This is a genomic window from Halorientalis sp., from assembly GCF_028275115.1.
In the GTDB taxonomy this organism is placed as follows: domain Archaea; phylum Halobacteriota; class Halobacteria; order Halobacteriales; family Haloarculaceae; genus Halorientalis.
Genome location: NZ_JAQCNH010000052.1, coordinates 1 through 20,248 on the forward strand (window position 1 = coordinate 1; position 20,248 = coordinate 20,248).

Sequence of the window (20,248 nt, forward strand, 5' to 3'; positions counted from 1 at the left end):
CGGACGTCCTCGGGCTTGACCGCCCGGCCCCAGTCGTACTCGATGCGGTCGACGGTCTTACCGAGGCGCTCTGCCACGTTGGCCTGCCGCTCGCTGAAACTCCCCGACGTGGGGACGAGCATGCGGTCCTCGACGAGGTTGAGCGTCGTCGCCTCCCAGAATTCGGTCCCCGAGGCCGTGAGGACGATGACCTCGTCGTCGGTGCCGAGGAACGCCTTCGTGTCCTCGACGATGGTCGTGTAGAGGTCGGTCATCCGGTCCATCCGGTGGCCGAACATCGGTTCGGCCATTGCTTCGAGCACGTCGTCGCGAACCTCGGTCGGACCCGGAAGATACAGCGTCTTGTCTGGATAGTCGCCCGTGTATTCCTGTTTCTTTGTCACCGAAACCACCTAGTGAGATATACTCCTCGGCGGGGGAGCATGGTAGTTTTGATACCGCGCGGAGAGCGTCGAGACGAACCGAACACCGGACGACTCACCACCCCGCCACGGCCCGCCCCACTGGAGCGCGGACCGAGTCAACTCCGCGAGAACGCGACAGGTGAGCGTCCGTGGGAACCCGGTTTGCGGGCGGGACCCGTCACTGGTGTCGACAGATACCCTGGCGACGGTCGCGACCGTACCGATGCGTCTGCTGACCGCAAATCGGTTGCCCCGTTTCGCGCGACTCCCCGGTGGCGAGAGGGTTCCGGCGAACCGTAAATTGCAAATAGGAAATACGAGAATAGAAGGGCAACGTCTCTCGCGTGCGGCACTGCGGGAGCCCTCCGACACCGATGGTACAAAAACGCACACTCCTGCTGACAGTGCTCGCTGTGGCCGCCGGGACCGGACTCGCGGTGGCGTCCGGTGCGGTCGGTTCGAGCCAGTGTGAACCGGTCAACAAGACGGAGAACCTCTCGAAAGAGCGCCTCCAGAACCGAACGAACGCCTCCGACTACAACGAGTCTCGACCGAACGTGAGCGAGGACGATGGCTTCGTCCTCACCGGCCGGAAACTGGCCGAACTGGCGATCGACGAGATTCTCCAAGAGCAGCCCTGCGGGAACGAAACGGCACCGAACGGCGCGACGACGCCAACGGGCAACACGACCGCAGCCGCGACCGCCACGCCAACGGCGTCGGACGACTGACTGCCTCTGTCTCTCGTGTCGCCAGTCTCATCTGCCCTGACCCCCTAACCCATGCGAGACATGAACACACACAGAAATATTGCCGTAACTCCCGGTTATAGATGGTTCGGGATATATGAGTGTGATACATGAACAACGATACGCGACGGTTCGGAACGCGGTGTGTCCACGCCGGACAGGCGGAACCGGATCCGGCGACGGGGGCACGCGCGCCGCCGATCTATCAGACCACGTCGTACGTCTTCGAGGACGCGGACCACGCGGCGGACCTGTTCGCACTAGAGGACGACGGCAACATCTACTCACGGTTTCACAACCCGACGGTGCGGACCCTCGAGGAGCGACTGGCAGCACTGGAACACGGGGTCGACGCCGTCGCCACGGCCTCCGGGATGGCGGCGCTGGACGCGGCAACGTCGGTGCTGGCCGAGACCGGCGACAACGTGGTCTCGGCGTCGTCCATCTACGGTGGGACCCACACCTATCTCTCGCACAACGCCCGCCGACGCGGGGTGGAATCCCGCCTGGTCGACACGCTGGACTACGCGGTCTACGACGACGCCATCGACGAAAACACCGCCTACGTCCACTGTGAGACCATCGGGAATCCGTCGCTGGTGACGCCCGACCTCGACGAACTGGCCGCCGTCTGTGCGGCAAACGACGTGCCGCTGTTCGTGGACAACACGTTCGGGACCCCCGCGCTCTGTGCCCCGCTCGACTACGGGGCGGACATCGTCTGGGAGTCGACCACCAAGTGGATTCACGGGTCGGGAACGACGGTCGGTGGCATCCTCGTCGACGGTGGCTCGTTTCCGTGGGGCGAGTTCCCCGAGCGCTACCCAGAAATCGGTGCCGACAATCCGGCGTTTAACGGGACGAACTTCAGCGAGCGGTTCGGCGACCGTGCGTTCACCGCCGCCGCCCGCTACCGCGGTATTCGGGCACTCGGTGACGGACAGAAGCCGTTCGACGCGTGGCAGACGCTTCAGGGGAGCGAAACCCTCGAACTCCGGATGGAACGCCACTGCGAGAACGCGATGGCCGTCGCGGAGTTCCTCGACGACCACCCCGAGGTGTCGTGGGTGACATACCCCGGCCTCGACGACCACGAGACCCACGACAACGCCTCGAAGTACCTCGACGGCGGCTACGGCGGGATGGTCGCGTTCGGACTGGCGGACGGCTACGCGGCCGGCCGCGACGTCTGTGAGGCCGTCGAACTCGGCCAGTTCCTCGCCAACGTCGGCGACGCCAAGACGCTCATCGTCCACCCGGCCAGCACGACCCACGCCCAGTTGACCGAGGACGAACAGCGCGCCAGCGGCGTGACGCCGGACCTCCTGCGGCTGTCGGTCGGTATCGAGGATGTCGAAGATATCAAAACCGACCTCGACCAAGCAATCGGGACGGCGACATAGATGGAGGTCGAACGCGACACGGTTTCGGTCGGCGAGTTCGAGTTCGAGTGCGGGGAGTCGGTCCCCGACCTGGAAGTCGCCTACGAGGCCTACGGCGAGTTCACCGGCGAGAACGCGGTGCTGGTCTGTCACGCTCTGACTGGGAGTTCACACGTCGCCGGGCACCGAACCGGCAAAGAGACCAGCGGGCAGGCCCGGGCGTGGTGGGACGACATCGTCGGCCCCGGAAAAGCCATCGACACCACCGAGTACTACGTCGTCTGTGCCAACGTCCCGGGGTCCTGTTACGGGACGACTGGCCCGGCCAGCGAGAACCCCGAGACCGGCGAGCCGTACGGCACGGAGTTCCCCGCGGTCACCGTCGGCGACTGGACCGAGGCCCAGCGCAGTCTGCTGGACGAACTCGGCGTCCCCCACCTCCACGCCGTCGTCGGCGGCAGCGTCGGCGGCATGAACGCGCTGGACTGGGCGAAGCGCCACCCCGACCACGTCGAGCGGGTCGTCCCTATCGCCGCTGCCGCGCGCCTCGACCCGCAGTGTCTCGCCCTCGACGCCGTCGCCCGTCGGGCCATCACCACTGACGACGACTGGCAGGGCGGTGACTACTACGGCACCGACGCCGAACCGACGGACGGACTGGCGCTGGCGCGTCAACTGGGTCACATCATGTACCTCTCGAAGGCGTCGATGGAACAGAAGTTCGGCCGTCGGGCCGCCGGCCGCGACGCCATGCGGAGTTTCCCCGTCGACCCGGCGGGTACCTTCTTTCCCTACAGGGACGTCGAGTCGTACCTCGACTACCAGGCCGAGAAGTTCGTCGAGCGGTTCGACGCCAACTCCTATCTCTACCTCACGCGCTCGATGGACAACTACGACCTCGCCGCCGGGTTCGAGGACGACGCAGACGCCCTCAGTGCCTTCGATGGCGAGGCGCTGCTGCTGTCGTTCAGCGGCGACTGGCACTTCACGACCGAGCAGTCCGAGCAGGTCGCCGACGCCTTCCGCACCCTCGACACGCCGGTCGCCCACCACGTCGTTGAGTCCGACCACGGCCACGACGCCTTTCTCGTCCAACCCGAGAAGGTCGGCCCGCCGCTGTCGGATTTCCTCGAAGACGGCGTCGACGGGAAAGCGATCACCGACACGGCAGCGGCGGACGGCACCGAGAGCCAGTTCGCGCCCGTCCACACGAGTCTGTTCTCGTGAGCCGGTAACCGGCCCCCGCGCTCACCGCGCGTAGACCGCCGCAGCCAGTCCCGCCAGAAACGCCGCGACGTATGCCGGTCGCGCGACTGCGACACCCGGGACGGCCGAGAGTACTGTCGGCACGTTCGCGGGGTCGGTCAGTGCCGCCCCACTCCGGGCGCTGGCTCCCACGAGAACGACCACCGCTGCTCCGACGGCGGCGACGAACCCAGCGACGGCCAGCGGGCTGTCGCTGAGTCGTTCGAGAACGACGCCCCCGGTCCGACCGACGCGGCCACTCATCGACGGGAACGTCTCGCCGGTTCAATATGAATCTACCCACGCTAAGGGGCCGTCTCGCGGACGAAAATATTTGGACGTTGTCACACCCGAGTAGACAGCTATTTGTCCGAGACGTGTGAATTGTTCCCAGTCATGACGAACGAAGACGACCAGATCGAGACGAAATCGCTCCACGTCGGCCAGGAGGACCCCGACCCGGCCACGGGAGCGCGCGCACCGCCGATCTACCAGACCACGTCGTACGTCTTCGAGGACGCCGAGGACGCCGCCTCACAGTTCTCGCTGGAGACGCCGGGGTACATCTACTCGCGGCTGATGAATCCGACCGTCGAGACCCTGCAGGAACGCATCGCCGCGCTCGAGGGCGGGGTCGGTGCCGTCGCAACCGCCTCCGGGATGGCGGCGCTCAACGTGACCGACTTCGTGTTGGCCGACGCCGGCGACAACATCGTCACCGCCTCGTCGCTCTACGGTGGAACCTACACGTACTACACCCACACGCTCCCTCGGCAGGGCGTCGAGGCCCGCTTCGTCGACACGCTGGACTACGCGGCCTACGACGACGCCATCGACGAGAACACCGCCTACGTTCACTGCGAGACTATCGGCAACCCGGCGCTGGTGACGCCGGACTTCGACCGCCTCGCCGAAATCGCCGACGACCACGGCGTCCCGCTGTTCGTGGACAACACGTTCGCGACGCCTGCGCTCTGCAGCCCCATCGAACACGGTGCGAACCTCGTCTGGAACTCCACGACGAAGTGGATCCACGGTCACGGTTCGACCGTCGGCGGCGTCGTCGTCGACGGTGGCAACTTCGACTGGAGCGCCCACGACGAGAAGTATCCCGAGGTCGCCCAGGATAACCCCGCATACCACGGCGTCAACTTCGCCGAGGCGATGGGCGAACAGGCGTTTACCTACACCGCCATCGCGCGCGGCCTGCGCGACCTGGGCAACCAGCAGTCACCCTTCGACGCTTGGCAGACCCTCCAGGGCATCGAGACGCTTCCCCAGCGCATGAGCGCTCACTGTGAGAACGCGATGGCCGTCGCGGAGTTCCTCGACGACCACCCCGAGGTGTCGTGGGTGACATACCCCGGCCTCGACGACCACGAGACCCACGACAACGCCTCGAAGTACCTCGACGGCGGCTACGGTGGCATGATCACGTTCGGACTGAAACAGGGGTACGACGCCGCCAGAACGACCGTCGAGTCCACCGAAGTCGCCAGTCTGCTGGCCAACGTCGGTGACGCCAAGACGCTGGTCATCCATCCGGCGAGCACGACCCACCAGCAGTTGACCGACGAGGAACAGGAAGCCGCAGGCGTCACGGACGACCTCGTGCGTCTCTCGGTGGGTCTGGAAGGCGTCGAGGATATCAAATCGGACCTCGATCAGGCTATCGGACGAGCGACCTAGAACAGGCTGAACAGCCGGCTGGTCAGCGCGGCCTGTTGGTACGCCAGTTTCTGGAACGCGGCCGGTTGCCGCACTGCCTCGTCGAGAACCAGGTCCGACATCGACCGACGGGACTGCTCGAACAGGAACGTTGTCTCCACGTCGGCGGCCACGTCGCCGAGCAACTGTAACATCGTCAGGGTCTGTGGGCCCAACGGCCCGTCGGTTTCGACGGATAGGTCTCCGCTGAGGACGGCCGAGGTCGCCGGCCGCCCGTCGATAATCGCCTGCCAGACGTTCCACGGCGCCTCCAGCACGGCGTTCACCTCACGCTCGTCCGGTCCGTCGAGGATGTCGACCTCCGGGCACTTGCCGCTTTCCAGTCCGATGTAGCAGTAGATGTTTCCATCGACGACACAGTGTTCGAGCTGGTCGAGCAGGCTCTGGGCCACCGGCGGGAAATGCTGACGGACGCTCGGGTCCATCAGCGACGGGGCGCTCTCGAGAGCCACGTCGCCGAGGTCGTTCCGGACGGTTTCCGGAACGCCGTCGAACACCAGTTCGGGCAGCTCACCGAGCCGTGTCTCCGCAAGCGGCAGGTCCTCGACCACAATAAGCACGTCTCCGTTCGACCCCACTCCCCAGCCGACACCGACGTCGTCCAGCGCGGTACTCTCGTTGATCTCGCGCTGGTATGCGTCGAGCCACTGTGATGTGGGAAACAGGCTCACACTCAAGACACGTTGTATATACGCCGACTACATAAAACACCAACGGCCGATACGAGATAAATTAAGACAGAAGACGATTCGGAACAATCACCGGCGACGGAACGTGGCCTGCCCCACGGAGCGACGTGCCGCTCAGAGGACGCCTTCGGCTTCGAGCATGCCGTGCAGTTCGGCCATCGAGAGGACGATGGTGTCACACGCGGACTCGACGGCCGGTTTCGGGTCGAACCCGACCGACAGGCCCGCGACTTCCAGCATCGGCATGTCGTTGGCGCCGTCGCCGACGGCGATGGTGTCGGCCACGTCGACGCCGACTGTGCCGGCGAGGTCCTCGAGGGCGTCGTCTTTCGTCCCCTCGATGAGCGGCCCATCGACCTCGCCGGTGAGTTCGTCCGCTTCCATCGGGAGCCGGTTGGCGACGATGGAGTCGACAGCCACGCCGGCCTTCTCGAGGGCGCGCTCGACGCCGCGCTCGAACCCGCCGGTAAGGATGGCGGTGTGGACACCCGCCTCGTTGAGATTCTCGATGACCATGGCGGCGTCCGCCCGGAGGACGACCTGGTCGAAGGCCGCCTCGGCCCGCTCCTGGGAGAGGCCGTCTAGAAGCTCACACCGGCCCCGGAGGCTCTCGGCGTAGCCGATCTCGTCGTTCATCGCCTGCTCGGTGATCGCTTCCATCTGGTCGGCGACCCCACACTCCGCACCCAGTAGGACAGTCATTTCAGAGTCCGAAAGCGTCCCGTCGAAATCGAAGGCGACGAGTGTCATACCCTATCGTTCGCGGCCGGGGGCTTCAAACGCGGCGGTTTCGGGTGGCTAGCCCGAATCGTCCCGTGTGCAGCCTCGCGGAACCGTTCGCGGTCGGGCGGCCCGTGCGGACGAATCCCACGCGAGGCGGTCGCTCGCTCTCGGTTTCGGGCCGAGCCGATGAGGAAAGGGTTATGCCGGCAGGCTGGAATTGGTCGGTCATGAAGGTACTCGTCACGGACCCCATCGCGGACGCGGGCATCCAGCGTCTGCGTGCTGCGGGCCACGACGTGGAGACGGCCTACGACGTGCAGGGACAGGAGTTGCTCGACGCCGTCGCCGACGCGAACGCACTGATCGTCCGCTCGGGCACCGAGGTCACCGACGCGGTGTTCGACGCCGCAACCGATCTGGTGATCGTCGGTCGCGCCGGCATCGGGGTGGACAACATCGACATCGACGCCGCGACCGAACACGGCGTCATCGTCGCCAACGCTCCCCAGGGCAACGTTCGCGCAGCCGCCGAACACACGGTCGCGATGACCTTTGCCACCGCCCGCTCGATCCCGCAGGCCCACGCCCGCCTCCGGGACGGCGAGTGGGCCAAAGGCGAGTTCCTCGGCACCGAGCTCAACGGCAAGACCCTCGGTATCGTCGGTCTCGGTCGAGTCGGTCAGGAAGTCGCCAAGCGGTTGGGGAGTCTGGGGATGAATCTCGTCGCCTTCGACCCGTACATCTCCGAGGAACGGGCCGACCAGCTCGGTGCCGACCTCGCGGACGACCTGAAACACTGTCTCGACAGTGCGGACCTCATCACGATCCACACCCCGCTCACGCCCGAAACCGAGAATATGATTAGCGAGGACGAACTCGCAACGCTCGGCGACGGATACGTCATCAACTGCGCTCGCGGCGGAATCATCGACGAGCCCGCGCTGGCCGAGGCCGTCGAGAGTGGCTCGCTCGCCGGCGCCGCGATCGACGTGTTCGCCGAGGAACCGGTCGACCCGGACAACCCGCTGCTTGACGCGGACGACGTGATCGTCACGCCTCACCTCGGTGCCAGCACGGAGGCTGCCCAAGAGAACGTCGCGACCGCCACGGCCGACCAGGTACTCGCCACGTTCCGGGGCGAACCGGTCATGAACGCGCTGAACGCCCCCTCGATGGACGAGTCGGCGTTCCCGCGTGTCCGGCCGTACATCGACCTCGTCGAGACGGCCGGGAAAATCGCCGTCCAGTTATTCGACGACCGCGTCGAGGAAGTGGAAATCTCCTACGAGGGCGATATCGCCGAGGAAGAGCTGGACCTGGTCACGGCGAGCGCGCTCAAGGGCTGTTTCGAGCCTCTGGAGTGGCAGGTCAACGCCGTCAACGCACCCCGTGTCGCCGACGAGCGTGGAATCGACGTGACCGAGACGAAAAGCCGGTCCTCCGAGGACTTCCAGAGTTTGGTGACGGTGACGGTCCGCAACGGCGACGACGAAGTCGGCGTCTGCGGGACCCAGTTCGCCGGCGAGGACCCGCGAATCGTCCGGATCGATGGGTTCCGGGTCGACGCCATTCCCCACGGCCACATGCTCGTCGCACGAAACGACGACGTGCCCGGCGTCATCGGATTCATCGGCTCGACGCTCGGCGACCACGACGTGAACATCGCGGCGATGTTCAACGCCCGCGAGACCATCGGCGGCGAGGCGCTCTCGGTGTACAACCTCGACGACCCGCCGGGCGAGGAGGTACTAGAGGCTACCCTCGACGACGACCGAATCATCGACGTGAGCCACATCAGCCTCAACGGCGCCGCCGAAGACGACGAGTAACCGACTATTCGCCCGATTTTCCCGTAGCTCTCGTTCACCCCGTCTCCCCCGTTATTTCGTTCGAAGGCGGTCCCCGGCGGAAAATAGTATCTATCTGCTTATATGTATCCCGTGCCGAGTACTCGGTACTCACACACCCCATCCCGGACCGCGGTCTCCGGGTTCGGTGCAGTCGATTCACTTTCCCCGCATTAGTGATAACGCTCACACCGCTCCCCACAGTAGCCGTCGCGCTCTCCCTGCCAGCGGTGCCACTGCAACTGCCGGCGCTGTCACCGAACCCGGCCATCACGCTGTTGGCGCTCCTGTTCGGCGCGATCTGGACGCTGGCGAACTTCTACGCGTTCTACCCCCTCGTCCAGTCGGGCCTCGAGGCCCTCGTTGAGCGACTGCGCGGACCGCCCGCCGACCCCGAGGCCGACCCGGGCCCGCTGTCCGACGGCGGTCGGCCCACGGTCGACGTGTTGCTGGCAGCCTACGACGAGGCGGACGTGATCGAACAGGCGATCACGTCGGTCCTCGACGCGGAGTATCCCGACGATCACCGCACGCTGACGGTCCTGCTCGAACCGGGCGACGACGCGACCCGCGCGGTCGTCGACCGCCTCCGCGAGTCCTACACCTTCGACGTGCTGACCGTCCCGGCGTCGTACCCGGGCGACCCCAACAAACCGCGTGCGCTCAACTACGGGTTCGAACACACGGACTGCGACATCGTGGGTGTCGTCGACGCCGAGGACATCGTCGCCGACGGCCTCCTCGAGGAGGTGGCCGCGGCGGTCGAGGGCGGGGCGGACTTCGCTCAGGGCCGCCTCGACATGGCCAACGAGGACGACGGCTGGCTCAACCTGCTCTTTCGCGCCGAGTACGGTTACTGGTACAACGTCGTGACGCCGGCGTTCGCGCGGGTCGACTATCCCATCCCGATGGCCGGCACGACCTGCTTTTTCCGTCGGTCGGTTCTGGAGACCGCGAGCGAAAAGCGGCTGGCCCAGCGGGGCGACCCCTGGACCGACGACGAGTGGGCCTGGACCGGCGCGCACGGCCTCGACGGCGTCCGGCCGTGGGACCCCCGGAACGTCACCGAGGACTTCGAACTCGGCCTGTTCCTCTGGGAACTGGACTACGAGTTCACCTACCTCGATTCGGTGACGACCGAGGAGTCGCCGCCGACGCTGTCGGGCTGGCTCGACCAGCGGACGCGCTGGAAGAAAGGCAAAGTGTACACGTTTCTGGACCGGCGCGAACACCCGCCCACCGACCGTCGGGACCGCGCCCACGTCTACTGGCAGTCGCTGCTCCCTCACCTCGGGCCGCTCAACGTCGCCGGCCTGGTCGTCCTATTTCTGATCGCGAACCTCGCGAAGTACCAACCGTCGACACTCGTCGAGTTCGTCCTCGGTCTCGGTGGTGCGTTCGCCCTCGTCACCGCTTGTCTATCCACCGTCGGGTACTGGACGGCCTCGGACGCGGCGCTCCCGACCCGACTCAGACGCGCGCTCCTCTCGACCCTCACGCTCCCACTGTACTGGTTCGTCCAGTGGGGGGCCGACATCCGCGCGCTCGTCCGCCTCTACGGCGGTGACCTCCGGTGGGAACACACGGAGCACCTCGGTCGTGGAACGGGCGATACTGACGAGCGCGACCCTGGCGCGCTCGGCCGGCGGACGGGTCGGCTGACCCTGCCTCGGTACCAGCGCCTCCTCGCACTCGCGTTCGTCCTCGCCGCCGCCGGTATCCTCCGGGTGTTCGTCCTCGGTGGCTGGAGCCTCTGGACCGACGAGATCTACTCCGTCGCCGTCCGCGGTGCCCTCCCTGTCGCGGACCTGCTCGTCCTGCCGAACGATCCGCACCCGCCGCTGTACTATCTCCTGCTCCACTGGTGGATGGACGCCTTCGGAACCGGACGGGTCGCCGTCCGGTCGCTGTCAGTCCTGGCCGGCCTCGGCGCGACGGCCGGCGTCTATCTGCTCGGGACAGAACTGTTCGACGACCGAACCGGCCTGCTCGCGGCGGCTATCGTCTCCGTCTCGGCGTTTCACGTCCACTTCTCTCGGGTCGCCCGGATGTACGCGCTCTTCACTATGCTGACGGCCCTGTCGTGGTACTACTACGCCCGGTTGCGTGACGGCACCCGGACGAGTGCGGTCGGCTACGTCCTGACCTCGACGCTGCTGGTCTACACCCACGTCTACGGCCTGTTCGTCGTCCTCGCCCAGCACGCCTACACCGCACTCTCGGAAGTCGACGGCGGGATCGGCCGTCGCCGCTGGGTTCGGGTCTCGGCCGCGCTTGGTCTGCTGTCGACACCCTGGGCCGCCCTCCTCGGACATCGCGTCGTCGCCATCGTCACCGGGACCGGCGGGGCCAACATCGAGTGGATCCCCGAGCCCTCGTCTGTGTTGCTGACACAGACGGCGATCTCGTTCGTCGGGTTTCCGGACTTCTACCCGCTGACCGCGGGGACGGTCGGGCTCTACGTGCTGGCCGCGGTCGTCCTGTTCGTTTACGTCGGGCAGTTGCTGGCGTCGGTCGTCCGTGTCGGCGCGGACGGGCTCACGCTCGAAGACCCGAGCTCCGTCGGCCAGCTCGCCGCTCTGCTGTTCGTGCCGACGCTGGTCCCCATCCTCGTCTCGCTGGTCGTCCCGACCTACGTCCCCCGGTACGCGGCCCCGGCCAGCGTCGGCTTCGTCGTGCTGGCCGCCCGCGGCCTCCGGAACGTCCCGGTCCGCAGAGTCCGGGCTGGCCTGCTGACGGTCGTGCTGGTGAGTTCGCTCGTCTTCGTCGGCGTCTACTACACCGCCGACTCCGCGGAACCGTGGTCGCAGGCCGCCGGGACCATCACGGCCAACGCCGAGGCCGACGACGTGGTCGTCCACCAGCCCGGCAACATGGGCGGGTACGAACGACGGTACTACGCCGACACGGCACTCACGACTGCGACGCTCTCCCAGTCGAGTCGCATCGGCGTCGACGACCTCCGGTACCTGCGGGGCCTCTCGACCCGCCACGGGACGGTCTATCTCGTCCAGTACTACGGGAGCCGTGACGCCGCTGTCCGGTATCTCGACGCCTGTCATGACGGATCGAACTCGAACCGCCTCGGTGTCATCACGGTCCGGGAGTACTCGCGGGACACCGGATGCCCCGAACCCGCGGCGTTCCTCGACGGTGGGCAAGCCACCTCCTGACCGTCAGAATAGTCGCGACAGCGCGTCCCGGAGCCGTACACCCACACCCGGTTCGGTCTCGTCGCTCTCGAACTCGATCTCGACGGCCCCGTCGTCGACGTGTGTGCGTGGGTTCTCGGCGGCCAGCAGTTCCTCGTACCGGTCGATCACCGCGTTCAGTTCGCGCTCTTTCCGGGCGACCTGTCGTTCCAGCAGAGCGACCCGTGTCCTGAGAATCTCGCGTTCGGTCGCTCGTAATCGCACACTGTCGGCGCGCGGGAATCGACCGGTGGCGGGGCGTGCAGGCGGCGCGGCCGTCGTCCCGTCATCGGCCTGCCCCTCGGCCGATAGCTCGGGGGCGGCGTGTGTCGTGTCGGATGTCATCTCGCGGGCGAGAGACTGTGTTACCGAGTCAAAAAAAGACCAGTCAGACACCCGGCACACGGACGGCCGACACCGTGCTGTCGGGCGATCGGTCGCGGCTGTGACCCCGTCGACGTCGCCGTGGACCGAACGGAGCCACAGAACGACACGACAGGCTCGACTCCCCGACGGGTAGTGGAACTCGCTCGCCGAACGACGGGCGCGTGTCTCACCGGACGAACAGGCGAGCACGGACCGCAGGACGACTCCGAATCGCGGCATTATACGTCTGGAATCCATTGCACGTGTATGCAAACCATCGTGACTGAACGGAACGGGTCCATGCTCGCACGCATCGAGAGTGACGACCGGGTGTTCGAGGTGCACTTCGACTCGCTCGAACCGACCGACGTGACCCTCCGGTTCCTGCGCGACGACGAGCGTGTCGGAAGCATCTACAACGACGACGGCACCGACCGAACGATGGCACGGTTGACCACGGGTCGCGAGGGGACCGACTTCATCGGCGTCGAGGTGCCCAAAGAGTTCGTCGCGGAACTGCTCGATGCCGCTATCGAGGCGGGCCGGGTCACCGACGACTCCGCCGCTGAAGGGTACCGAATCCGAGTGCTGTGAGCAGCCTGTGCTGTCAAGCGGCCCGGGACCCGTCGACGGCCACCACCGACCCGCGTTCGACGGTCACTGAACAGGTAGCCCACCACGCTTAGGATGTCCATCACGAACGCTGGTGTATGCCCGACGACCGACCGGGGTTCGAGGACACCCCACGCCTTCCAGACTCCGAACATCGCGTTCACGACCCCGACCGACCGCACCCACCGACCGTGACGCCGGCCGGACCCGTCACGCAGTCACCGCCCTCGGATGCGACCGTCCTCTTCGACGGTACGAGTCCGGCCGGATGGGTTGCCGCCGATGGCGGCGACCCCGAGTGGACGGTGACGGACGGGACGCTGCGTGTCGAACCCGGTAGCGGCGACATCCGCACGGCCGACTCGCTGGGTGACTGTCAGCTCCATCTTGAGTGGGCAACACCAGCCGATCCGGCGGACACGGACTACCCGGGCAACAGCGGTGTGTTCCTCGCGGATCGGTACGAACTCCAGATTCTGGACTGTGTCACGGCACCCATCTACGCCGACGGCTGGGTCGGTGCCGTCTACGGACAGCATCCCCCGCGGGTCGACGTCTGTCTCGCCCCGGGTGCGTGGCAGTCGTTCGACATCGTCTGGCGACGCCCGCGATTCGACGGCGACGTGCTGGTGTCACCGGCACGGGTGACCGTCCTGCACAACGGGGTTGCGGTCCAAGACGCGACCGAGCCGTACGGGCCGACGGCGTACCGCGACTACGGCGAGTACGAACCACACGGTCCGGCCCCGCTCAGGCTACAGGACCACGGCTTCCCGGTTCGCTTCCGCAATATCTGGTACCGGCCGCTCTGAGTGCCGTTTCGAACGACTGCTGGCACACCGAACCAGCGCAGAAGAGGACACGCGGACCGTATCGACGGTGAACAGGTGACCCCATCGCAGGCGTGTTCACGTCGGCCGTTTCCACACTAAACAGCTTACCGGACGTACCCGAGCACCTTCCCGAGCAGGCCGTCACCGCCGACGCCGACGCGTTTGCCCGCGAGGTGGTCGAGGACCTTGTCCGTGTCGTTGGGGACAGGTTCGGGGTCGGCGCCGGCCTCGGCGGCGGCCTCGGGGTCCTTGAGGAGGTGGCCGGTGGTCAGACAGACAACGTCCTCGCCGGGGCCGACCTCGCCGGCGAGGCGGAGCTTCCGCAGACCCGCGACGCTCGCGGCGGAGGCGGGTTCGACCCCGATGCCCTGTTCGGCGAGGTTGCGCTGGGCCTCGGTGATGCGCTCGTCGGAGACGGCGACGGCGGTTCCGCCCGTGTTGCGGATGCCGGGCAGGGCTTTCGGCGCGTTGACTGGGTTGCCGATGCGGATTGCGGTCGCGCGGGTCTCGACGTCGTCCCAGCGCTCGGTGTCTTCGTAGCCGTTCTCGATGGCCTCGACCATCGGTGCGGCCCCCTCGGCCTGCACGCCGGTGAGCTTCGGCACGTCGCCGGGGGCCAGCGCGCCGCCTTGGACGAGTTCGCGGAAAGCCTTGTACAGCGCCGCGGTGTTGCCCGCGTTACCCACTGGCAGAACGATTCGGTCGGGGAACCGACCCTCGTCCTCGTAGAAGCGTTCGAGAATCTCGAAGCCGATGGTCTTCTGTCCTTCCAGGCGGAAGGGATTCAGGGAGTTCAGCAGGTACGCCTCACCGCGCTGGGCGAGGTCCTGCACGATGTCGAGACAGGCGTCGAAGTTGCCGTCGACTTCGAGGATGCGTGCGCCGTGCAAACTGGCCTGAGCCACCTTCCCGGCGGCGACTTTGCCGGCAGGGAGGAGCACGAGCGTTTCGAGGTTGGCGCGGGCCCCGTACGCCGACAGCGCGGCGCTGGTGTTCCCTGTCGAGGCACAGGCCAGACGGTCGACCCCGACTTCCTGGGCGACCCGGACGCCGACGGTCATCCCTCGGTCTTTGAACGACCCGGTCGGGTTCATACCCTCGTGTTTGACCCGGAGGTTGCGCACGTCGATGTCGTCCTCGAGGTCGGGGGCGCGGTGCAGGGGCGTATCGCCCTCGGGGAGCGTCACACCCTGTTCGAAGGGGAGGGCCTCGCTGTAGCGCCAGACACCGCGACCCTCGAAGTCCTCGAAGGTGGGAGCGTCGGCGTAGCGGGCCTCCAGCAGACCGTCACAGTCGTCGCAGGTGTAGCGAACGTCGTCGAAGGGCGCGAACGTCTCGCCGCACTCGATACAGGTCAGCCAGACGCCGTCGTCTGCGTCCTCGGGCGCCGCCTGCGAGCCGCCGAGTTCGAGATTGAGGGTTGCCATTACCTGACAGGACGGCGTGGCGGCGCAAAAGTGGGGTGGTTTCCGTTCGCTACACGTCGTCGCCGAACTCGTCGATACGCTCGTGGACGTAGGCACACCACTCGTCGAGCGTCTCGTGCATCAGCTCCCGGGCCTCCGGGACCGGGGTTGCGGTGTACTGGTAGACGTGGCCCCCGTCGTCCAGCAACCGCCGGTTTCGACTGGCGAGCCCTCGCTCCCGAAGTGTCGACAGCGACCGATTGACGTTGCTGCGGTCCCGGTCCAGTACGTCCGACAGTTCCGCAACGGTGCTGTCGGGGCGTTCGGCGAGTTCCAGGTACGTCCGTGCCTCGTGGCGCTGAACGTCGAACACACAGGTCAGCACGTCCTCGAACCCCGGTTGGCTGTCGAGCATCAGGCGACGGAACCGATCCGGCTGCGGGTCGACCGTTGGCATTGCCGGTCGGTTAGGCGGCCTGGCGAATAAAACGACGAGTTACCTCAGGCTCACCGCTGGCTGGACCTCAGTTCCCGACCAGCCCGTCCGCCCGCAACTGGACCTGGCCGTTCCCCTCCTCGACCGCCACGTCACAGCCGAACCGGGAGAGCAGGTCGACGCCCGACGCCACGTGGTCGGTCACCGCTGGCACGGTCACCACTCCACCGACTACCGCGAGGAACGGCAACAACTGATCCGACAGGTGCTGGTCGACTGCGGCACCGGTCTCCTCGAAGCTATCGAGTGCATCGACCGGTTTGCGCCCGACTTCCTCGGCCGACTCGCCTTTCTCGCCGAGTGCGTCCAACCCTGCGACGCCGGTGTCGTAGTCGGCTCGGAGGGTGCAGACAGACCCCGGCGAATCGCTCTCGACGTAGCTAACGGTCCGTTTGTGAACCGTCCGACCCGCGGCCTCTAGCCGGTCGACCGCGACCGCGGCCTGTCGCTCGGCGACGCCGGCATCGGCCAGTCCGGCACTGGCCACCGAATGGACCCGGAGGCCCTCGGGAGCACCACGCTCGGCGAGTGCGAGCGGGTCCAGGTCGGCGGGGGCGAGCGTGAGCGTCGCCGTACCGCCGCCAACCGGGTAGAAGCCCCGCCGAGACGTGTCGACGGCGACCGGGACGCCCAGCCGCCGCAGGAACGGGAGTTTGACACGCCGGAACGTCGTGAGCGGCGGGGACCACGCCACGTCCGTCCCACCGGTGGCACACAGCTTAATCGGCGCGTCGGCACACAGCGCCAGCGGGACCACCGTGTCGAAGACGAGCGTGACGCTACCGGCGGTTCCGATGTCGACCGACGTCGAGCCACACGGCTGTCCCTCGGGCTCGAACGCGACGGTCTCGGAGCCGACGTCGGTCCCGGTGACGGTCGCGTCACACACCGTCGCCACCGCCTCAACGGCCGCGGCGTGCTGGGGCTTCAGCCCCGGTTCCGGTCGCCCGCCGCGGACGCTTTCGATGTGGACGGCCCGACCGGTCAGGACCGACAGTGCGAGGGCGGTCCGGAGGTATCCGCCGCCGGCGTCTCCCCCGTCCAGTTCCAGCATAGCACCCGGTAGCGCACCGCCGGAGAAAAACGTGGTCACGATATCCGGAGGCGCGGCCACCGCGCGCAGAACGTCAGACCGAGTAACACGAACTGCCGGATTCGGTGTGGATGGCGCGACGGGAAATGGCGACACACGGGTCGTAATCCGCGATGGTTTTCAAATAATAGTGCTCGAAAACAACACACGGAGATATCTCAGGGGGTTGATAACGCAGGGAACTGGCAGTGTCTGCTGGAGGACCTACCGACAATGTACGTCCACACGCGAACCGAGGACGGGCAGGCGGTAATCGACATGTGTAACGAACGGTTCGTCGAGACGCTGGGCTACGACCGCGAGTCGCCGGACGGCCGTCCGCTCGCGGACGTCTACACGCCGGAGTCGGCGGCGGCGCTCGAAGCCGACGGGCCACGGCCACCGACCGACGACGAACCGGTGACCGAGCGGCGCAAACTGGTCTGTGCCGACGGGACCGTCGTGCAGACGCTCGTGCGCACGGTGCCACGAACCGACGACGGCGGCGTCGTCGGTACCCGATTCCTGTTCGTCGCCATCACGATGCGCGAGCAGCGCCGCCAGGCGACGGTCCTCAACCGCCTGCTCCGGCACAACCTCCGAAACGGTATGACCGTCGTACTGAGCCACGCCCGCCTGCTCGCCGACGCCCTCGACGAGACCGAACGGGACTCTGCACGGACGGTTCGCGACATCGCCCAGCGCTGGGACCGCCTCGTTGAAAAGGTCCAGCGCATCCGCCAAGTCCTCTCCCCGGAAGACGACTGGCGACCGACCTCGCAACCGTCCTCGAACGCGTTGAGGCCGACCTCGACGACCGCTGCCCCGACGCTCACGTCCACGTGTTACGCCCCGCCGAGGGGACCGCGACCATCCGCCCGGAGGTCGAACTCGCCCTGACAGAACTCTGTGAGAACGCCATCCAGCACGCCGACTCGCCCGACCCCGAAGTCGTCGTCACCGTCGGCGTCTCGCCGGACGAACCGTGGACCAGACTCACCGTCACCGATGACGGTCCCCCGACCCCCGACCCCGAACTCCTGGCACTGCGCGACGATGAGACTACGCCACTGGCCCACGGCACAGGACTCGGCCTCTGGATGGTCCGGTTGGCCGTCGAGCGCGTCGGTGGCCACGTCGCCGTCGTCGAGAACGATGACGGGGACACTACCGTCACTATCCGTTATCCGTCGCAGTGACCGGACTGGCAGCACTGCCCCCGCGAAACGGGACCGTTCTCGTGCGCTCAGTCGCCGTCCTCGACCGTGGTTTTGTCTACATCCAGTTCGTCGAAGTAGATACCTGCGCCGTCCTGTGCGACCTTCTCGGCCAGAACGGCACACTTGATTCGCATCGGCGAGATATCGACGCCGAGCATGTCGACCACGTCGTCGCGGTCCAGCTCGTCGAGTTCCTCGACGCCCATCCCCTGGAGCTTCTCAGAGAGCATCGACGCCGAGGCCTGCGAGATTGCACAGCCGTCGCCCTGGAAGGCGACGTACTCGATCTCCTCTTCGTCGTCGTCGAGTTTCACCTGCATCTCGATGGTGTCGCCACACATCGGATTCTCGCCGACGTGTGTGAACGTCGGCTCCTCGATTTCCCCGTAGTTACGCGGGCTCTTGTAGTGATCGAGGATCTGCTGCCGGTACATATCAGAGCCGCCAACCATCGTTATCTGAACCTTGGTGTGTCCAAGGCAAAAGGCTTCCGAGCTACCTTTCTCGCGCCCGAGTTCGCGCGAACTGCTCGCAACAAACCAGTGAAAAAAAGCCGGTCGGGCGAAGCCAAGCGGTGAACCGCGCTCCCTCCGGTCGCGCGGATACACATACGACACCACATCGCGAACCGTCCGCTGAACGCAACCCCCGAGTCGACCGTCGCCTGCCAACCCCTCGACACCTGCTGGCTTCGCTCCGCCTCGCCAGTCCCGCCCTCGCACCGCGAACAGCCACGCGTAAACACCCGTAGGTCCACCTCATACCATGGACCGCGAAGATTTCGCTCGCGGCGTTCGCGAGGTCGCTCCGCTCCTGCTCGGTGTGGCACCGTTCGGCCTCGTCGCTGGCATCGCGGCTGCGAACGCCGGTCTCGACCTCACGCAGGCCGTCGGAATGTCGGTGATCGTCTTCGCTGGGGCCTCCCAGCTGGCCGCGCTGGACCTCATCGGCCGGGACGCACCGCTCTCGGTGGTCGTCCTCACCGCCGTCGTCATCAACCTCCGCATGCTGATGTACTCGGCCTCAATCGCCCCTCACTTCCGGACGTTCGCCACCCGTCTCAAGGCCGGACTGGCCTACCTGCTGACCGACCAGGCGTACGCGCTCTCTATCGCCAGCTACCGTGGCGAGCGGTCGGTCGACCGGGCCGCATACTACATTGGGGTCGCCCTCACGCTGTGGGTCGTCTGGCAGGTCACGACTGCCGCTGGGGTCGTGCTGGGCACCGGCGTCCCCGACGCCTGGGGCCTGGAGTTCGCCGTCCCGCTCGTCTTCCTCGCCCTGCTCGTCCCCGCCATGGAGGACGGCCCGACCACGGTCGCGGGCCTCGCGGGCGGCACCATCGCCGTCGCTGGTGCCGGCCTCCCGCTCAACCTCGGCCTGCTCGTCGGTGCGTCGGTCGGGATCGTCGCGGGACTGGTCGCGGAGCGACCCATGGAGGTGAACGCGACCGATGGCCACTAGCTACGCCGACCCGCTGGTGTGGGGCGTCATCCTCGTCATCGGCGTCCTGACCTACGCCATCCGCCTCTCATTTATTGGGCTCTTCGGCTACCTCGACGAGATTCCGCCGCGGCTCGAACGCCCGCTCCGGTACGTCCCCGCGGCCGTCCTCGCGGCGCTGGTCCTGCCCGCGTTCGTCACGCTCAACGCCGGCGGGCTCGCGGTCGAAAAACTCGTCGCCGGCGGCCTCGCCGCCGTCGTGGCCTGGCGCACGGAGAACGTCTTCGCCACCATGGCCGTCGGGATGGGGACGCTGTGGGTCGCCCGATTTCTCCTGTTGCCTGCGCTGTGACGGGCCGCGAGGATGGCCGCAGTCACTCGACTAACCGCTCCCACACCGATAGCCGTGTCATCAGCTCTGTGCGGTCGCTATCGTGGCGCTGCCGGACCGCTTCGACCCCCCACCCGTGATCCTCGACGGTCCCAATGGCTTCCCGAATCGGGTCTGCGAGCACTTCGAGCACCGCCTCGCGCTCGCCGGCCACCGCCGGTCCAGGTGTCGAGACGACCCACTCCCCCTCCGACTCGGACCACGTCCACCGTGTCAGGTCCAGAACTGTCTCCGGCTGGTCCGCCGTGACCCGAAGATGTGCGCCCATGTGGACCACGATGGTTCCGGTCGTCCCGGATTCGAGGCGGTCGTACAGTGAGAGCAGTTCCAGAAGCGACGTCTCGAGCAGGTGGTCCGCGCTGTCGGGGATGGAGAACCGGACCACCAGTCACTCGCGGTCGTACACGACGGTAGAACAGAGTTCAGCGTCGTCCATCCAGTCGGGCGCGAA

General features: G+C 66.7%; 21 protein-coding genes and 1 pseudogene. 12 read left to right on the top strand and 10 right to left on the bottom strand.

The window, feature by feature from the left end; all coding sequences use genetic code 11:
* A pseudogene (locus Q0964_RS07585) lies at window positions 1–383 on the bottom strand (alanine--glyoxylate aminotransferase family protein); the annotation flags it as partial.
* Between the two features lie 395 nt (window positions 384–778).
* Between Q0964_RS07585 and Q0964_RS07590 the strand changes: the two are divergent.
* The 3 genes from Q0964_RS07590 (at window position 779) to metX (ending at window position 3,762) form a co-directional block, all read left to right on the top strand.
* Window positions 779–1,135 (top strand): hypothetical protein, encoded by a 357-nt coding sequence (locus Q0964_RS07590; RefSeq protein ID WP_299265533.1) that lies wholly within the window; start codon window positions 779–781, stop codon window positions 1,133–1,135.
* A gap of 128 nt (window positions 1,136–1,263) precedes the next feature.
* Window positions 1,264–2,556: an O-acetylhomoserine aminocarboxypropyltransferase/cysteine synthase family protein gene (locus tag Q0964_RS07595; protein ID WP_299265535.1), complete on the top strand. Its 1,293-nt coding sequence runs from the start codon at window positions 1,264–1,266 to the stop codon at window positions 2,554–2,556.
* A complete protein-coding gene (gene metX, locus Q0964_RS07600; protein ID WP_299265537.1) occupies window positions 2,557–3,762 on the top strand; it encodes a homoserine O-acetyltransferase MetX in 1,206 nt (401 codons plus the stop codon).
* Between the two features lie 21 nt (window positions 3,763–3,783).
* Here the strand turns inward: metX and Q0964_RS07605 are convergent, their stop codons facing one another.
* On the bottom strand, window positions 3,784–4,044 hold the full coding sequence (locus Q0964_RS07605; RefSeq protein ID WP_299265540.1) for a hypothetical protein: 261 nt from the start codon (window positions 4,042–4,044) through the stop codon (window positions 3,784–3,786).
* A 132-nt stretch (window positions 4,045–4,176) separates the two neighbouring features.
* Here Q0964_RS07605 and Q0964_RS07610 point away from each other — a divergent pair, with 132 nt between their 5' ends.
* Entirely contained in the window at window positions 4,177–5,469 is a 1,293-nt protein-coding gene (locus Q0964_RS07610) for an O-acetylhomoserine aminocarboxypropyltransferase/cysteine synthase family protein (RefSeq protein WP_299265543.1), read from the top strand.
* Here the strand turns inward: Q0964_RS07610 and Q0964_RS07615 are convergent.
* On the bottom strand, window positions 5,466–6,179 hold the full coding sequence (locus tag Q0964_RS07615; RefSeq protein ID WP_299265546.1) for a sterol carrier protein: 714 nt from the start codon (window positions 6,177–6,179) through the stop codon (window positions 5,466–5,468). The genes Q0964_RS07610 and Q0964_RS07615 overlap by 4 nt on opposite strands.
* 132 nt (window positions 6,180–6,311) lie before the next feature.
* Window positions 6,312–6,947, bottom strand: a complete 636-nt coding sequence (gene serB / locus Q0964_RS07620) for a phosphoserine phosphatase SerB (protein ID WP_299265548.1) — start codon at window positions 6,945–6,947, stop codon at window positions 6,312–6,314.
* 200 nt (window positions 6,948–7,147) lie between these two features.
* On the opposite strand from serB, the gene serA reads away from it, so the two are divergent.
* On the top strand, window positions 7,148–8,749 hold the full coding sequence (serA, locus tag Q0964_RS07625) for a phosphoglycerate dehydrogenase (protein WP_299265549.1): 1,602 nt from the start codon (window positions 7,148–7,150) through the stop codon (window positions 8,747–8,749).
* Between the two features lie 194 nt (window positions 8,750–8,943).
* Complete coding sequence (locus tag Q0964_RS07630; RefSeq protein ID WP_299265550.1) at window positions 8,944–11,940, top strand: glycosyltransferase; 2,997 nt, start codon at window positions 8,944–8,946, stop codon at window positions 11,938–11,940.
* A 3-nt stretch (window positions 11,941–11,943) separates the two neighbouring features.
* Here the strand turns inward: Q0964_RS07630 and Q0964_RS07635 are convergent, their stop codons facing one another.
* Window positions 11,944–12,303 (bottom strand): hypothetical protein, encoded by a 360-nt coding sequence (locus Q0964_RS07635; protein WP_299265551.1) that lies wholly within the window; start codon window positions 12,301–12,303, stop codon window positions 11,944–11,946.
* A gap of 288 nt (window positions 12,304–12,591) precedes the next feature.
* Between Q0964_RS07635 and Q0964_RS07640 the strand changes: the two genes are divergently transcribed.
* Both Q0964_RS07640 and Q0964_RS07645 read left to right on the top strand, forming a co-directional pair.
* Entirely contained in the window at window positions 12,592–12,918 is a 327-nt protein-coding gene (locus Q0964_RS07640) for a hypothetical protein (RefSeq protein ID WP_299265553.1), read from the top strand.
* Between the two features lie 116 nt (window positions 12,919–13,034).
* Entirely contained in the window at window positions 13,035–13,748 is a 714-nt protein-coding gene (locus tag Q0964_RS07645; protein ID WP_299265554.1) for a 3-keto-disaccharide hydrolase, read from the top strand.
* 125 nt (window positions 13,749–13,873) lie between these two features.
* Here Q0964_RS07645 and thrC read toward each other — a convergent pair whose 3' ends face one another.
* The 3 genes from thrC to rtcA form a co-directional block, all read right to left on the bottom strand.
* Complete coding sequence (thrC, locus tag Q0964_RS07650; protein WP_299265556.1) at window positions 13,874–15,196, bottom strand: threonine synthase; 1,323 nt, start codon at window positions 15,194–15,196, stop codon at window positions 13,874–13,876.
* A gap of 49 nt (window positions 15,197–15,245) precedes the next feature.
* The gene (locus Q0964_RS07655; protein ID WP_299265557.1) at window positions 15,246–15,632 is read right to left on the bottom strand and encodes a helix-turn-helix domain-containing protein; all 387 of its coding nucleotides are present in this window, start codon (window positions 15,630–15,632) and stop codon (window positions 15,246–15,248) included.
* Between the two features lie 67 nt (window positions 15,633–15,699).
* Window positions 15,700–16,725 carry an RNA 3'-terminal phosphate cyclase gene (rtcA, locus tag Q0964_RS07660; RefSeq protein ID WP_299265558.1) on the bottom strand — a complete coding sequence of 342 codons (1,026 nt, stop codon included), beginning with the start codon at window positions 16,723–16,725 and terminating at the stop codon, window positions 15,700–15,702.
* Window positions 16,726–16,977: 252 nt separating this feature from the next.
* On the opposite strand from rtcA, the gene Q0964_RS07665 reads away from it, so the two are divergent.
* Together Q0964_RS07665 and Q0964_RS07670 are read left to right on the top strand one after the other, a co-directional pair.
* On the top strand, window positions 16,978–17,643 hold the full coding sequence (locus tag Q0964_RS07665; protein WP_299265560.1) for a PAS domain-containing protein: 666 nt from the start codon (window positions 16,978–16,980) through the stop codon (window positions 17,641–17,643).
* Window positions 17,586–17,942, top strand: a complete 357-nt coding sequence (locus Q0964_RS07670) for an ATP-binding protein (protein WP_299265561.1) — start codon at window positions 17,586–17,588, stop codon at window positions 17,940–17,942. Before Q0964_RS07665 ends, Q0964_RS07670 begins: the two co-directional genes overlap by 58 nt.
* 47 nt (window positions 17,943–17,989) lie before the next feature.
* Here the strand turns inward: Q0964_RS07670 and sufU are convergent, their stop codons facing one another.
* Window positions 17,990–18,415 (bottom strand): Fe-S cluster assembly sulfur transfer protein SufU, encoded by a 426-nt coding sequence (gene sufU / locus Q0964_RS07675; protein WP_299265562.1) that lies wholly within the window; start codon window positions 18,413–18,415, stop codon window positions 17,990–17,992.
* Window positions 18,416–18,728: 313 nt separating this feature from the next.
* On the opposite strand from sufU, the gene Q0964_RS07680 reads away from it, so the two are divergent.
* Window positions 18,729–19,427, top strand: a complete 699-nt coding sequence (locus Q0964_RS07680) for an AzlC family ABC transporter permease (protein WP_299265564.1) — start codon at window positions 18,729–18,731, stop codon at window positions 19,425–19,427.
* Window positions 19,417–19,758 (top strand): AzlD domain-containing protein, encoded by a 342-nt coding sequence (locus tag Q0964_RS07685; protein ID WP_299265567.1) that lies wholly within the window; start codon window positions 19,417–19,419, stop codon window positions 19,756–19,758. The genes Q0964_RS07680 and Q0964_RS07685 overlap by 11 nt, the downstream gene beginning before the upstream one ends.
* A 22-nt stretch (window positions 19,759–19,780) precedes the next feature.
* Here the strand turns inward: Q0964_RS07685 and Q0964_RS07690 are convergent, their stop codons facing one another.
* Window positions 19,781–20,182 (bottom strand): hypothetical protein, encoded by a 402-nt coding sequence (locus tag Q0964_RS07690; RefSeq protein ID WP_299265570.1) that lies wholly within the window; start codon window positions 20,180–20,182, stop codon window positions 19,781–19,783.
* Window positions 20,183–20,248 lie beyond the last annotated feature (66 nt).

What these genes read in the sequence shown, in the direction of transcription:
- serA (WP_299265549.1), top strand. Translation starts at nt 7,148, where the DNA reads ATGAAGGTACTCGTCACGGACCCCATCGCGGACGCGGGCATCCAGCGT.
- metX (WP_299265537.1), top strand. Translation starts at nt 2,557, where the DNA reads ATGGAGGTCGAACGCGACACGGTTTCGGTCGGCGAGTTCGAGTTCGAG.
- thrC (WP_299265556.1), bottom strand. Translation starts at nt 15,196, where the DNA reads ATGGCAACCCTCAATCTCGAACTCGGCGGCTCGCAGGCGGCGCCCGAG.
- Q0964_RS07645 (WP_299265554.1), top strand. Translation starts at nt 13,035, where the DNA reads ATGCCCGACGACCGACCGGGGTTCGAGGACACCCCACGCCTTCCAGAC.
- Q0964_RS07590 (WP_299265533.1), top strand. Translation starts at nt 779, where the DNA reads ATGGTACAAAAACGCACACTCCTGCTGACAGTGCTCGCTGTGGCCGCC.
- Q0964_RS07635 (WP_299265551.1), bottom strand. Translation starts at nt 12,303, where the DNA reads ATGACATCCGACACGACACACGCCGCCCCCGAGCTATCGGCCGAGGGG.
- Q0964_RS07655 (WP_299265557.1), bottom strand. Translation starts at nt 15,632, where the DNA reads ATGCCAACGGTCGACCCGCAGCCGGATCGGTTCCGTCGCCTGATGCTC.
- serB (WP_299265548.1), bottom strand. Translation starts at nt 6,947, where the DNA reads ATGACACTCGTCGCCTTCGATTTCGACGGGACGCTTTCGGACTCTGAA.
- Q0964_RS07595 (WP_299265535.1), top strand. Translation starts at nt 1,264, where the DNA reads ATGAACAACGATACGCGACGGTTCGGAACGCGGTGTGTCCACGCCGGA.
- Q0964_RS07610 (WP_299265543.1), top strand. Translation starts at nt 4,177, where the DNA reads ATGACGAACGAAGACGACCAGATCGAGACGAAATCGCTCCACGTCGGC.
- sufU (WP_299265562.1), bottom strand. Translation starts at nt 18,415, where the DNA reads ATGGTTGGCGGCTCTGATATGTACCGGCAGCAGATCCTCGATCACTAC.
- Q0964_RS07605 (WP_299265540.1), bottom strand. Translation starts at nt 4,044, where the DNA reads ATGAGTGGCCGCGTCGGTCGGACCGGGGGCGTCGTTCTCGAACGACTC.
- Q0964_RS07685 (WP_299265567.1), top strand. Translation starts at nt 19,417, where the DNA reads ATGGCCACTAGCTACGCCGACCCGCTGGTGTGGGGCGTCATCCTCGTC.
- Q0964_RS07680 (WP_299265564.1), top strand. Translation starts at nt 18,729, where the DNA reads ATGGACCGCGAAGATTTCGCTCGCGGCGTTCGCGAGGTCGCTCCGCTC.
- rtcA (WP_299265558.1), bottom strand. Translation starts at nt 16,725, where the DNA reads ATGCTGGAACTGGACGGGGGAGACGCCGGCGGCGGATACCTCCGGACC.
- Q0964_RS07665 (WP_299265560.1), top strand. Translation starts at nt 16,978, where the DNA reads ATGTACGTCCACACGCGAACCGAGGACGGGCAGGCGGTAATCGACATG.
- Q0964_RS07640 (WP_299265553.1), top strand. Translation starts at nt 12,592, where the DNA reads ATGCAAACCATCGTGACTGAACGGAACGGGTCCATGCTCGCACGCATC.